At 63.8% G+C, this 13,223-nt stretch carries 11 protein-coding genes; 9 read left to right on the plus strand and 2 right to left on the minus strand.

What is annotated here, in order from left to right; all coding sequences use genetic code 11:
- Nucleotides 1-133: 133 nt before the first annotated feature.
- The 7 genes from K426_RS08430 (at nt 134) to K426_RS08460 (ending at nt 8,337) form a co-directional block, all read left to right on the plus strand.
- A complete protein-coding gene (locus tag K426_RS08430) occupies nt 134-1,423 on the plus strand; it encodes a sugar transferase (RefSeq protein WP_206377476.1) in 1,290 nt (429 codons plus the stop codon).
- Nucleotides 1,423-2,556, plus strand: coding sequence for a glycosyltransferase family 2 protein (locus tag K426_RS08435; RefSeq protein WP_066555918.1), 1,134 nt, complete (start codon nt 1,423-1,425; stop codon nt 2,554-2,556). The genes K426_RS08430 and K426_RS08435 overlap by 1 nt, the downstream gene beginning before the upstream one ends.
- 61 nt (nt 2,557-2,617) lie before the next feature.
- Nucleotides 2,618-3,361, plus strand: coding sequence for a class I SAM-dependent methyltransferase (locus tag K426_RS08440; protein WP_066555919.1), 744 nt, complete (start codon nt 2,618-2,620; stop codon nt 3,359-3,361).
- A 38-nt stretch (nt 3,362-3,399) separates the two neighbouring features.
- Entirely contained in the window at nt 3,400-4,686 is a 1,287-nt protein-coding gene (locus K426_RS08445; protein WP_066561542.1) for a hypothetical protein, read from the plus strand.
- Between the two features lie 8 nt (nt 4,687-4,694).
- Nucleotides 4,695-5,849: a glycosyltransferase family 4 protein gene (locus K426_RS08450; RefSeq protein WP_066561545.1), complete on the plus strand. Its 1,155-nt coding sequence runs from the start codon at nt 4,695-4,697 to the stop codon at nt 5,847-5,849.
- On the plus strand, nt 5,846-6,598 hold the full coding sequence (locus K426_RS08455; protein WP_066555921.1) for an FkbM family methyltransferase: 753 nt from the start codon (nt 5,846-5,848) through the stop codon (nt 6,596-6,598). Before K426_RS08450 ends, K426_RS08455 begins: the two co-directional genes overlap by 4 nt.
- Nucleotides 6,598-8,337 (plus strand): MFS transporter, encoded by a 1,740-nt coding sequence (locus K426_RS08460; protein WP_066555923.1) that lies wholly within the window; start codon nt 6,598-6,600, stop codon nt 8,335-8,337. The genes K426_RS08455 and K426_RS08460 overlap by 1 nt, the downstream gene beginning before the upstream one ends.
- Nucleotides 8,338-8,343: 6 nt before the next feature.
- Here the strand turns inward: K426_RS08460 and K426_RS08465 are convergent, their stop codons facing one another.
- Nucleotides 8,344-10,047 carry an amidohydrolase gene (locus K426_RS08465; protein WP_197672773.1) on the minus strand — a complete coding sequence of 568 codons (1,704 nt, stop codon included), beginning with the start codon at nt 10,045-10,047 and terminating at the stop codon, nt 8,344-8,346.
- Nucleotides 10,044-10,913, minus strand: a complete 870-nt coding sequence (locus tag K426_RS08470; RefSeq protein ID WP_066555925.1) for an NAD(P)-dependent oxidoreductase — start codon at nt 10,911-10,913, stop codon at nt 10,044-10,046. The genes K426_RS08465 and K426_RS08470 overlap by 4 nt, the downstream gene beginning before the upstream one ends.
- Nucleotides 10,914-11,010: 97 nt before the next feature.
- Here K426_RS08470 and K426_RS08475 point away from each other — a divergent pair, with 97 nt between their 5' ends.
- Nucleotides 11,011-12,258, plus strand: a complete 1,248-nt coding sequence (locus tag K426_RS08475; RefSeq protein WP_066555927.1) for a threonine ammonia-lyase — start codon at nt 11,011-11,013, stop codon at nt 12,256-12,258.
- Nucleotides 12,259-12,379: 121 nt separating this feature from the next.
- Complete coding sequence (locus tag K426_RS08480) at nt 12,380-13,198, plus strand: arginyltransferase (RefSeq protein WP_066555928.1); 819 nt, start codon at nt 12,380-12,382, stop codon at nt 13,196-13,198.
- Nucleotides 13,199-13,223: the final 25 nt, after the last annotated feature.

Genomic DNA, 13,223 nt, shown 5'->3' on the forward strand with positions numbered 1-13,223 from the left:
GGATTTCAACCTTGAAAGCTGTTCCAAGGGGTGCCAACGGAGCGGACACGCTAAAGCTGATCAGGGTCCATAGGTGACAGTCTCCAAGGAAATATTGCGGGTGCGCCTGTACCTGCTGTGTCTGCTGGGGGACATGGCGGGGCTTTTCCTGTCCTTTCTGCTGGCCAATCTGCTGGTGTTGGGCGCGTTTTCCGGCGAGCCGGGCAAGCCCCACGGTCTCGTCATGTTCGCGATGATCGCGCCGCTCTACGTGCTGCTGGGGATACAGGGCGGCGCCTATGGCATCCACATGCTGGAGGATCTGCGGCGCGGCATCTTCCGGAGCCTTCTGGCCCTGGCGCAGGCGGCGATGCTGATGCTGCTGATCGTCTATCTGGGCAAGATTGCGGAGCAGCTTTCGCGCCTGACGTTCGTCGTGGGTCTCGGCTTTTCGGCGGTCAGCGTTGCTGTGGTGCGGCTGGCCATCGACCGCCTGGGCGCTCTGCTATTGGGCGAGGTGCCGCATCTGACCGTCGTGATCATGGATGGCGTGGCGATCGACACCGGCCCGCATATGCATGTGATCGAGTCCGCCGTAGCTGGTTTGCATCCCAAGGGGCATGATGCTGACATGGCCGCGCGTCTCGCCGCCGCCGTGGGCATGGCGGAGCGCGTGATCGTCGCCTGTCCGATGGAGCGGATGAGCGACTGGTCGGTGGCGCTGAAGTCGCTCTCCGCACGGGGCGAGATCGTCGTGCCGGAACTGCTGCGCTTCGCCCCGGCGCGAGTGGACGAGTTTGACGGCCAGCCCACGATCATCGTGGCGGGCGGGCCTTTCCAGTTCCGCGATCGGCTGATCAAGCGCTTCTTCGACATTGTGGTGGCGACGGCGGCGACCATCGCTTTGTCGCCGGTGTTGATTGCGGCGGCGCTGGCGGTGAAGCTGACCAGTCCCGGCCCGATCATCTTCCGCCAGCCGCGCATCGGCCGCGATGCCCGGCCGTTCAGCATCTACAAATTCCGATCGATGCGCACCGATGCCAGCGACCGCAAGGCCGATAAGCTGACTGCGCGCGACGATGACCGGGTGACGGCGGTGGGCCGCTTCCTGCGCAAGACCAGCATCGATGAATTGCCGCAACTCTTCAACGTGTTGCGCGGCGACATGAGCATCGTCGGCCCGCGTCCCCATGCCGCCGCCGCCAAGGCGGGGGACAGCCTCTATTGGGAGGTCGACGATCGCTATTGGGAGCGGCATTGCATCAAGCCGGGCATGACCGGCCTTGCGCAGGTGCGCGGGCATCGCGGATCGACCGATCATCATCAGGATTTGATCGACCGCCTCCAGTCGGACCTTGAATATGTGACCAAATGGTCGATCTGGCGCGACCTGCGCATCATCGTGGCGACGATCGGCGTGCTGGTGCATCACAAGGCCTATTGATGAACGCGATCGATCTTGTCGCTGCGCTGGTTTTGCTGCTGTCGCTGGTGGCGGTAGCGTGGCCGTTTCTCCTTTATCCGCTGATCCTGCGGGCCTTGCCGACGCGGCTGGAACGGCCCGTGGCGGGGCCGACGCCTTCTGCGTCGCTGTTGTTCTGCGCCTATAATGAGGCGGCAGCGATGCCGGAAAAGCTCGCCAATCTGGCGATGTTGAAGGCGCGTCATCCGGGCCTTGAAATCCTCGCCTTCGACGATGGTTCGTCGGACGAGACGGCAGCGCTGATCACGGCGCAGGGTGATCTGGTGACGCTGCTGCGCGGGCCGGGGCGCAGCGGCAAGGCGCATGGCATGAAGCTGCTAGCGGCGCGGGCGAAGGGCGACGTGCTGATCTTCACCGACGCCAATGTGATGCTGGATGCGGACGCGATCGACAATTTGCTGGCGCGCTATGCCGACCCGGAGATCGGCGGCGTGCTGGGTTCGCTGCATTATATGGGCGATGGCGAGAGCGCGACGGCCTCGGTCGGTTCGCTCTACTGGCGGATCGAGGAACGGTTGAAGGACGAGGAATCGCGCACCGGCAATGTGCTGGGGGCGGATGGATCGATCTTTTCGATCCGGCGGGCGCTCTATCCCGAATTTCCCGATAGTGTGCTCGACGACCTGACCGTTTCCATGGCGGTGGTCTTTGCGGGCAAGCGGCTGGTGAAGGCGAAGAATGTGATTGCCCGCGAGCGATTGGTCGCGGCGCGGGGCGATGAATATCGCCGCAAGGTCCGGATCGCCGCCCGCGCCTGGCACACGCACAGCCATTTGCGGCCGCAACTACGGCGCATGGGTACGCTGGACCGCTTCAAATATGCCTCGCGTAAGATCGTGCGCTGGTTCGGCGGCCTCTTCATCCTGACGGGGATTATCGCGGCGGGGACGCTGACGATGCGGTTTTCTCCGACGCTCTATATGATCGGCGGATTGACCGGCGTGTTCATCCTCTGGCGCGGCTTGCGCTCCAGGGGCGGCCCGTTCGCGGCGGTGGTGGATATCGTGATCGCCTATTTCGCGACCTTGCAGGGCGTCGTGAAAGCGATGAGCGGCCGCACCGTCACCATCTGGAATCCGGCCAAGTCGCGCTGATCCCTCTCGCCAAAGCGGCGGCATATTGTATAGGCGACCTACCCTTTAGCGGAGCCAAGGCGTGATTACTTACCAGCGGGTGGCGAAAGCCGCCGGCAAGCATCTGACCCGGACCATGCTGGCTGTGCGCAAGGCGCTGGGCGCGCGTGCGAACCGGGGTTGCCCCGCCTGCGGGCAGGCGGTGGTGGGATTCTTCCGCTATGGCGACAATGCCGAATGGGGCTGCCCGAACTGCGGCGCTTCCCCACGCGAGCGGCTGATGAACCATCTGATCGCGGGCGATGTGCTGACGGTGCCAGGGCAGGGCGCGGTGCTGCATATGGCGCCCAATGAAGCCAGCCTCGTGCGCCGCTTTTCCGTTGCCGCCGATTATACGCCCGCCGATCTCGATCCGGGCCGCTACCATGTGCCGAACATGCGGCGCGTCGACCTCATGGCGCTCAATGACAGCGAACGCTACGACCTGTTCTATGCCAGCCATGTGATGGAGCATGTGCCGGACGATCATGCCGTGTTGCGTAACATCCATGGCGCGTTGAAGCCGGGCGGTGAGGCCTGGCTGATCGTGCCGCTGTGGGAGAAGCCGACCGAGGACGGCAGTTTCGACATTCCCCCACGCGAACGCGAGCGGCGCTTCGGCCAGTGGGATCATGTGCGCCAATATGGTTTGGACTTTGCGGACCGCATCCGCGCGGCCGGCTTTGAACTGGAAGAGATCGACGCGAGCGGGATCGATGCCGATACGCGGCATTATTATGCGCTGGACGACCGCCTGTTCCGCGCCCGCAAGCCTGTGCGAGCCTGATCCCGGTGAGCGAACCGCTCGGCAGGGCGCTCGCCCGGATGGAGGCTTCGGCCCGCATCCTTGCCCTTGTCAAGCTCGCAAATGTCGGGCTGACGCTGATCTGGGGCTTTGCCGTCACCTATGTGTTTGTGCGCGCCCTCCCGCTGCGCGAGTTCCAGTCCTTCCTGCTGCTGGTGGCGTTCGGCAATTTCACCATTTCCGCTGAGTTCGGCCTGACCAGCATCATCTATGCGCGGCTGCGGCGGCATTGGCTTGGGCTGGGACAGGATGATGCAGGCGGCTTCCGGCTGGAAGAAATGGGGGTGCTGTTCCTGTTCCTTGGCCTGCTGATCGTCGGCGGCTTTGCGATCCTGTCGGTCGCGCTCGCTCTGGGTGGGCTGCATAGCGGCATGCCGCTGCTGTTCCTGCTGTTCTTCCTCTCCGCCTGTCTCAACCTGCCCGCGCTGCTGGCCAAAAGGGCGTTGGCGGCGGTGGACGGCAATTTCCTTTGGGAAGCGCTCGACTGCCTGCGCCGGGTGATGACGATCGCGCTGCTGCTGTTCATCCTGCAAGGGCTGGACCCGCGCCTGTCGGTGGCCTTGCAGCTTTGCGTGAGCATCGCAGTGATCGGCTATGCCATAGCACTGGTGCATGGGCGCCTGGGTATGGAGGTCCGGCACTGGCTGTCCTTCCGCGTCGGTGGAGGCCATGTCCGCGCCAATTATCTGCGTGACATCGGGGCTTCGGCGGCGTTCACCATTTCCGAAATCCTGGCCTATAACGCGCCATATTTTACGATCGCCGCCGCCACTCATGATGCGCGGCCGATGCTGATCTTCGACTTTTTCTTCAAGATGTCGCGCTCGCTTTCAATGCTCGTCCGGGCGACCGTGGAGGCGGCCTTGCCCCGGATCACGCGGGCCTTTCACGCGGGCGACAGGGCGCGGTTGCGCCAGTTGGTGGGGCGGGCGCTGGGCGTTGCCCTGTTCTTTGCGCTCGGCGCTTCGGGCGCCTTACTTCTGTTTGGGGAGTGGCTGTTCGCCAAGCTGTTCGATGGCCGCGCAGTGATCGACCGCATCGATCTGTTGCTGATCGGCGGTGCGTTGCTGGCGCTCGCGGTGATCTGCGTGTCGGTCTATGTGCAGGGCGCTTTGGGCCGGTTTACCCTGTTGCTGGGGCGGTCGCTGCCTTTTCTCGCCGGTTCGTTGCTCAGTGTGCCGCCGGCAAGGATTTTCGCGCCGGAGCGGTTCGATCTGCTGTTCCTGATCCTCTATACGCTGACCCTGTTCGTGACGGCCGCCATTCATGGCGCTTCCCTCCGCCAATTGGTGGGCAGGCGCGGATGAACGTCGCCCTGAAAGTTGCGATGTGCGATCCATCGCTGTTTACCGGGCGCTATGACGACAGCCTCTGCGCGGCGATGGCGGCGGAGGGGATGGACGTGACCCTGCTTGGCCGCCCCAAGCGCGTGACCGATGCGATCGTGCCGCAGGGCTATCGCTATGATGCGCGCTTCTTCCGCCGGAGCGAAGCGCTGCGCGGGCGGATCGGGGAAGGGCGGGCCTTCCGTCTGCTGAAGGCGGCTGAATATGGGCTGAGTTGTGCCCTGGGCGATCTCGGCATTCTGGGCGATGCCGATGTCGCGCATATGCAATGGCTTCCGCTGGCGCCTGCCGACCGGGTCATGCTGAAGCGGTTGAAGGACAGGACGGCGCTGGTCCATACGGTCCATAATGCCGATGCCTATCATGCCGATGCTGGGGTGCAGGGTAGGGGCTATCGCGACTTGCTCGATATGTTCGACGCGCTGATCGTTCATGGCGAGACGACCCGCTTGGCGCTGGAGCGGCAGGGCGTCGATCCCGGGCGCATCCATGTGACGCCGCATCCGCCGATGCGGCTGGCCCCTGCCGGGCCGGATGATCTGACGCAGGTGCCTGACGCATCCCTGCCGCGCCTGCTCTTTTTCGGTACGATCCGGCCCTATAAGGGCGTCGATCTGCTGGTGGATGCCTGCCTGTCGCTCTGGCGGGCAGGGCATCGCTTCGAACTGGTGCTGGCGGGCAAGCCGTTCATGGACATCGCGCCGCTGCTCGATAGCGTGCATACAGCGGGCTTTAGCGAGCGGCTGATCACCGACCTCGGCTTCCTGACCGAACAACGGCTCGACGCGCATATGGCGAAAGCGGATGTCTTGGTCTTCCCCTATCGGCATATCGACAGCAGCGGCGCTTTCCTGTCGGCGCTGCACCATGGCAAAGCGATGGTGACGTCCGACGCGGGCATGTTCGCGAGCTTGCCCGATGAGGTTGCCGTCAGGGCGTCCGCAGGAAATGCGCCGGCGCTTGCGCAAGCCCTCTTGCCCCTCGTAGAAAGCGCGGCCATCAGGCAGGCTTTGGGAGCGCACGCGCGTACCTATGGAGATTCAATGGGCAATTGGAAGGACATGGCGCTGGCCACCATCGCGATTTACCGCAGTGTGACCCGCGCCAAGGTGACCAGAAGATGAGCCGCTATGTTCGTGAACTGCGCGACCGGGCGCTGGCTGTGCGTCTGGCTCTGGCGGGCCGTGTCCATCAATATCCCGAAATTCAGGCGCTGCGGCGGTTTCTGAGCACCTTCATGGTGGACTGCGTATTCGACGTCGGGGCCAATCGCGGGCAATATGCGACGATGCTGCGCAAGGATGCGGGGTTCCGGGGCATGATCCTCTCTTTCGAACCCAATCCGGAGATTTTCGCGGAACTGGAACGAAGCGCCGCGTCAGACGGCAAGTGGCATGCGTTCAACATGGCGCTGTCCGATTTCGACGGCACGGCCAGCTTCAACATCATGGCCGCCGACCAGTTCAGTTCCTTGAAGAAACCGTCGGGGCAGCAGGACGCGATCTTTGCCGAACGCAACAAGGTGACGCGCACGGTCGACATGCAGTGCCGCCGCCTTGAAAGCGTGCTGCCGGAACTGAAAAGCGCCCATGGCTTTGCCCGGCCCTTTTTGAAGATGGATACGCAGGGGCATGACCTCTCCGTCTGTGAAGGCGCAGGCGGTGTATTGAGCGAAATGGCTGGCGTTCAAACCGAACTCGGCGTCCGGCCGATTTATGAGGACGGCACCGGCTATCGGGACATGATCGACTGGCTGGCGAGCCGCGCTTTCGCGCCTTCGGCCTTCTTCGCCAACAACAAGGGCCATTTCCCGCTGCTGGTCGAGATGGATGGCATTTTCGTCAATCAGGCGTTGTTGCCACAGGAACGTTGATGTTCGATCGGTCGCGTCCCATCAGTGCCACCCGCCTGTTCATCGCGGGCGCGATTGGGCTGACGCTCTGGCTGGGCGCGGCTTTTCTTTGGCATGTGACCTATCGGCAGGGCATCAGCCTGGCCGTCATCCTGTTCCTCGATCAGGATTTTCCGGCACTGTTCGGCGGGCTGCTGTTGCTGACGCTGGCCGCGCCCTTTGCGGAAGGGCTGGGCTGGCGTCTGCCGCTGCCGCGTGCGCGGGTGATGGTGCCGTTGGTCGCGCTGTTTGGCCTTGTCGCCTGGGCGGGGCATTATTGGCTGTTCCAGGACTATTCCATCTCCCGCGATGAGGAGGTGGCACGTTTTGCCGCCGCCTATATGCGGGAGGGTTTTCTGGCGCGGCCGATCCCGATGGAGTGGGAAGCCTATCGCCGGGCGATCATGCCCGAATTCTTCTCGCCCTTCGGCGCGGCGGATTATTGGACGGCGGCCTATCTGCCGGTGAACAGCGCGATCCAGGCGCTGTTCTGGCAGTTGGGCGATCCCAATCTGGCGGGACCGGCGCTGCTGATGGCGGGGTTGTTCGCATTGTGGCGAGTGGCGCTGCATCTCTTCCCCGACCGGCCCGATGCGGTGTGGGTGACTATGCTGCTGGCGCTATCATCGGCGCAGCTTTGGGTCACGGCGATGACGCCCTATGCCATGACCGGGCATTTCGCGCTCAACATGGTCTGGCTGGCGCTGGTGCTGCGCGGAGGGCTGGTCGGGCATCTGAGCGCGGGCGTGGTCGCGCTGGCGGCGGCGGGGCTGCATCAGTGGCATTTTCCGCCGATCTTCATCGCGCCCTTCATCCTCTGGATGCTGCTTGGACGCCGGTGGAAGGTCGCGATTTTCCATATCCTCGTGCTGGCGGCGATCGTCATCGTCTGGGCCAAGCTCTGGCCGGCTTTCCTGAGCCATGTGCTGGGCCAGCCGACCGATGTGCGGCCCTCGGCAGGAGTGGCGGATAAGGTGGGGAGCCTGTTCGAGCGGCTGGGCGACCGCTGGCAGCCTCTGGTAAATCTCAGCCGCTTTGCCGCCTGGAACAATATATTGATGGTGCCGCTGGCCACGCTGGGCGTGTTCGCCATGCGCTGGCGCAAGGCGATCCGGGGGCAGGAGATCGCGCTGCCCTTGGCGCTGGGGTGCTTTGCGGGTTGCGCCTTGGCCTTGGCGCAGGGCTATGGCTGGGGTTATCGCTATGCCCATGGCTTTATCGGGCCTTTTTGCCTGCTTGCGGGCCTGGGTTGGGCGCGGTTCAGAACGGGGGCGATCCGGCCGGTCTTTCTGGGGGTGGCGATCACGCTGCTCGGCAGCGCCTATCTCGTCTGGCGGACGCATGGCTTCGTTGCGCCCTATGCGGCGAGCCATCGGATGATTGATGCGTCGCAGGCGGACGTTGTGCTGGTCGATCCGCGTGGGGGGCTTTACGTCACCGATCTGGTGCGGGGGCGCAATGGCGTGCCGGGCAAGCCGATGGTGATGAACCTGGGCATGTTGACGCTCGATCAGGTCGACAATCTCTGCAAAAATTATGTGGTGGAGCTGTTCGATCGGGCGGAATTCCGGCCCCTGGGCGTGCCCCTGGCGCGCTGGAATCTGGGGCGGATGGACGCCCTGCGCGCACATATGAAGGAAGAGGGCTGCGACAAGCCGGTCCAGCCGCCCTTGCCGGAGACGGAGGAAGAGGCGTTCAACGCGGCGGGCGATGTGTTGTAAGGGGCGTTATTGCCCCTTCACATAGACTCGCTTGCCGCCGATCCATGTTTCCAGCACCTGCGTCGCGCGAATCTCGTTGGCGCTGGCGGCGGAAATATCCCGGTCGATCAGGAGGAAATCCGCTCGCTGGCCGGGAATCAAGCTGCCAAAGCGCTTTTCCGCAAAGCCCGCATAGGCCGCCTGTCGCGTGAACCCGTCCAGCGCCACTTGGAAGTCTATGCGCTGCTCGGGCATCCAGCCGCCGGCCGGTTGCCCCGATGCATCCTCGCGAGTCATGGCGGCGGCGATGCCGGGGAAGGGATTGGGGCTTTCCACCGGCACGTCCGATCCGAAGGCGAGGGGGACGCGATTGTCCAGCATCGCCTTCCACGCATAGGCGCCCTTCAACCGGGCCTCGCCCAGCCGCGCCGTCGCCATGCGCCAGTCGGAGGTCTGATGCACCGGCTGCATCGAAGCGACGATGCCAAATTGCCCGAAGCGCGGCAGCTCGGCCGGATCGACGATCTGGGCATGTTCGATGCGCCAGCGCCGGTCGCCCTTATAGGTTTCGCTCAGTTCCTGAACGGCATCCAGCACTTCGCTATTGGCCGCATCGCCAATGGCGTGAACCGCGATCTGGAAATTGTCCATCGCCGCCCGGCTCATGATATTGCGGAGCTGCGTCGAGGGGATCATCGGTAGCCCGCGCTGCCCCGGCGCATCGGCATAGTCGGCCTTCAGCCACGCCCCGCGCGACCCCAGCGCGCCATCCAGGATCAGCTTGATCCCGCCCATGCGCAGATGGTCGTCATAGAGCCACGGCGTCGGCTCCGGCCCGGCGATCAGCACCATGTTTTCGAGGCCAAGGGCATAGGAGATGATCCGAACCCGCAGCGCCCCGCGATCGGCGGACCGCCGGAAAGCCTGCCAGTCCTCGATGCTGGTGCCCATGTCGGCAATGCCGGTGATGCCCTGTTTGAGCAGCGCCTGCTGCGCCTTCTCCAGCGCGATGTCGCGGTCCTTGGCTGCGGGCGGCGGGACGACCCGCGTCACCAGTTCCATCGCCTTGTCCACGAACACGCCCGCAGGCCTGCCGCCCGCCATTTCGATCCGCCCGCCCGCAGGCGCCTTGGTCGCGGCGGTGATGGCAGCCGCCTTGATCGCCTGCGAATTGGCCCAGCCCGCATGACCGTCGATCCGTTCCAGCCAGACAGGCACGTCGCTCACCGCCGCGTCCAGTTCGGCAGCGGTGGGGAATCGGCCCAGGCCCCAGATTTCCTGGTTCCAGCCCGTCCCGATGATCCACTTTCGTCCCGTATTGGCGGCGGCATAAGCCCTGATCTTCGCCTGCGCCTCCGCCAGTGATTTCGTGTCCGACAGATCGAGGGTGATCAGCGACAGGCCATAGCCCATGACATGCCCATGAGCGTCGATCAGGCCGGGAATCAGCGTCTTGCCGCCCGCGTCCAGTTTGAAGTCGGGACGTTTGGGCTGTGGAGGCTCCGGTTCATTTTTCTTGCGTTTTTTGGGACGGGCGTATTCCGGTTCCTGATAGCGGTCGGACAGCAGCTTCTCGACCTTGCCTTCATCGTCGATGGTCAGCGCCTTGAAGCGCACCAGCCGCCCATTGGCGTCCAGCGCGATCCCGTTCACATTGTCGATCACGCCCGAAGCCAAAGCCGCGCCGGGTAAGGCAAGTGCAGCCGCTGCTGCCAGCAGAGCAGCCTTCATGCCCGCGTGATCCGCCGCACGATAGCGCTGGTATCCTGCCGATGGCCGCCCATCGCCTGCACATCGGCGTAGAATTGATCGATCAGCGCCGTCACCGGCAAGGTCGCGCCATTGGCCCGCGCTTCTTCCAGAGCCAGTCCCAGATCCTTGCGCATCCAGTCGACCGCGAAACCGAAATCGAAGCTGTCCGCCGCCATCGTCTTCCAATAATTATCCATCTGCCAGCTTTGCGCCGCGCCGCCGGAGATCGCATCGAATACCTTGTCCAGATCCAGTTCCGCGGCCTGCGCAAAGCGCAAAGCTTCAGCGAGGCTCTGCACCACGCCCGCGATGCAGATCTGGTTCACCATCTTGGCGGTCTGGCCCGCGCCCGCGCGCCCGACATGGACGATGCGCGGTGCATAGGCCTGCATCACGATCTTCGCCGCCGCGACTGCGGGTTCGCTGCCGCCGCACATCACCGCAAGCCGGCCTTTTTCCGCACCAGCCTGACCGCCTGTCACCGGCGCGTCGACGCAATGCAGCCCCCGGCTTTCGCCCTCCACGAACAATTGCCGCGCGATCCGCGCCGAAACCGTCGTATGGTCGATGAACAGGCCTCCGGGCTTCATCGAGCGAAAAGCGCCGTCGCGGCCCAACGTGATCTGACTGAGATCATCGTCGGTGCCGACGCAACTGATGACGATCTCCGCATCCTCCGCCGCCTTGGCCGGGTTGATCGCGACTTCGCCGCCATAGGCCTCCGCCCAGCGCTTCGCCTTGCCGATGGAGCGGTTGTAGACGGTAAGCTGATGCCCTGCTTTCGCCAGATGCCCCGCAATCGGGCCGCCCATGACGCCCAGGCCGATAAACGCGATTTTAGCCATATGCCTCGATCAGTTAGATGCGCGCGCCAATGCCATAGGCAGAGTTTTCCGTCAGTGCCAGTTCCTTCCGCCGCAATTTTGAGGTAGGGCGCCGCCCATGAACACGCTGACCAAGATCGAGAGCGCCACGCCGCTACCCATTTCCGTCGATGACATATTGGCGGCGCGCGTGCGAATTTCGGGCTCGGTCGTGCATACGCCGACGCTGGTCAGTCAGACACTGTCGGCCATGTTCGGTTGCAAAGTGTATCTGAAGTTCGAAAATCTTCAGTTCACCGCCGCGTACAAGGAGCGCGGCGCGCTCAATCGCCTGCTTCAACTGGACGAGAAAGCGAAGAAGAAGGGCATCATCGCCGCCTCGGCCGGCAATCATGCGCAGGGTCTTGCCTATCATGGCAAGCGCCTGGGCGTGCCCGTCACCATCGTCATGCCCACCACCACCCCGACGGTGAAGGTGACGCAGACGCAAGGGCATGGCGCCACGGTCGTCCAATATGGCGAGAAATTCGACGATGCCTATGCCCATGCCCGCAAGCTGGAGGTGGAGCAGGGTCTGACCTTCGTCCATCCCTTTGACGAGCCGGACATCATGGCCGGGCAGGGCACAGTTGCGCTCGAAATGCTGGAGGACGCGCCGGAGATCGACACGCTGATCATCCCGATCGGCGGAGGCGGCCTGTTTTCGGGCGTGGCGACGGCGGCCAAGGCGATGAAGCCGGATATCAAGATCTATGGCGTGCAGGCGGAACTCTATCCGTCGATGTACGACTATATCAAGGGCGCCAACCTGCCTTGCGACGGCGATACGCTGGCGGAGGGCATCGCCGTCAAGCAGCCGGGCGAACTCACCCGCCGTTTCGTCGAGCGGCTGGCGGACGATGTGCTGCTGGTCAGCGAGCGCCATCTGGAGGAAGCGGTCAGCCTGCTGCTCCAGATCGAAAAGACGGTGGTGGAGGGCGCGGGCGCCGCAGGCCTTGCCGCGCTGTTGACGCATGGGCAGGAATTTGCCGGGCGCAAGGTCGGCCTGATCCTGACCGGCGGCAATATCGACACGCGCCTGCTGGCGAATGTGCTGCTGCGCGATCTGGCGCGTTCGGGCCGCCTGGCGCGGTTGCGGATCATCCTGCAGGATCGGCCGGGCGCGCTGTTCCATGTGGCGCGCATCTTCGACCAGGAAGCGGTCAACATTCTCGAACTGTCGCACCAGCGGATATTTACCAATCTGCCGGCCAAGGGTCTTAGCCTGGACGTCGAATGCGAGACGCGCGACGGCGCTCATCTGGAGCGCCTGATCGCGGCCTTGCGCGCGGTTGGATATGAGGTTGCGCCGATCGAAGTCGCCTGATCGACGCGGCCTCTGCCGCTTAACCAATTTTCGTGGTAAATAATCTTTTCACAGCGGCCCGCGGACGGCATAGTCGTCTCATGAATCAGGGGTCGGGCAACGCTGTGGGGGAGATGCGGTTGTGAGTGCGCCTTTCCGCTTTCCGCGTTTCTTTGTGACAAACCCCAGCCCTTGCCCCTATTTGCCGGGCAAGAGCGAGCGGAAGGTGTTCACCGAACTTAGCGGCGACAATGCTTCGGAGCTGAATGACGCCCTTGGCCGCATCGGCTTCCGGCGTAGCCAGAATGTCGCCTATCGGCCAAGCTGCGCGGATTGCTCCGCCTGCGTGTCGGTGCGCGTCGTCGCGGGCGAGTTCGAACCCAATGCGACCCAGCGCAAATTGCTGCGCAAGAATGAAGACCTCGTCATCACCGCCTGCAAGCCCTGGTCGACCGAGGAGCAGTTCGCGCTGTTGCAGCGCTATTTGCGCGCCCGTCACCCCGGCGGCGGCATGACCGAAATGGACGAGATGGACTTTGCCGACATGGTCGAACAGACCCCGGTGGAAAGCCATGTCGTCGAATATCGCGAACCGGGCGAGGATGGCCGCCCCGGTAAGCTGATCGGTGCCTGCCTGACCGACCGGCAGGGGGATGGCCTCTCGATGATCTACAGCTTCTTCGATACGGAACTGGAGCATCGCAAGGGGCTGGGCAATTTCATCATCATGGATCATATCCTGCGCGCGGCGAAGGCCGGGCTGTCCTATGTCTATCTCGGCTATTGGGTCGAGGGATCGCAGCGGATGCAGTACAAGATTCGCTATCGACCGCTCGAAAGGCTGAGCCGCAACGGCTGGACCCGTTTCGACCCGCAGGAACAGGCGCAGGCCGTGCGGGAGGCGGAAAGCCGCGATGAGCCCGCGCTGCCACGCGAACTGGCGGCGATCTTCCGCAAATAAGACTGCTGGAATTCCCTATTCCTGA

The organism is Sphingobium sp. TKS, from assembly GCF_001563265.1.
In the GTDB taxonomy this organism is placed as follows: domain Bacteria; phylum Pseudomonadota; class Alphaproteobacteria; order Sphingomonadales; family Sphingomonadaceae; genus Sphingobium.

Coding starts and splice junctions, on each gene's coding strand:
- K426_RS08460 (WP_066555923.1), top strand. CDS start 6,598: ATGTTCGATCGGTCGCGTCCCATCAGTGCCACCCGCCTGTTCATCGCG.
- K426_RS08435 (WP_066555918.1), top strand. CDS start 1,423: ATGAACGCGATCGATCTTGTCGCTGCGCTGGTTTTGCTGCTGTCGCTG.
- K426_RS08465 (WP_197672773.1), bottom strand. CDS start 10,047: ATGAAGGCTGCTCTGCTGGCAGCAGCGGCTGCACTTGCCTTACCCGGC.
- K426_RS08455 (WP_066555921.1), top strand. CDS start 5,846: ATGAGCCGCTATGTTCGTGAACTGCGCGACCGGGCGCTGGCTGTGCGT.
- K426_RS08475 (WP_066555927.1), top strand. CDS start 11,011: ATGAACACGCTGACCAAGATCGAGAGCGCCACGCCGCTACCCATTTCC.
- K426_RS08430 (WP_206377476.1), top strand. CDS start 134: ATGGCGGGGCTTTTCCTGTCCTTTCTGCTGGCCAATCTGCTGGTGTTG.
- K426_RS08470 (WP_066555925.1), bottom strand. CDS start 10,913: ATGGCTAAAATCGCGTTTATCGGCCTGGGCGTCATGGGCGGCCCGATT.
- K426_RS08445 (WP_066561542.1), top strand. CDS start 3,400: ATGGAGGCTTCGGCCCGCATCCTTGCCCTTGTCAAGCTCGCAAATGTC.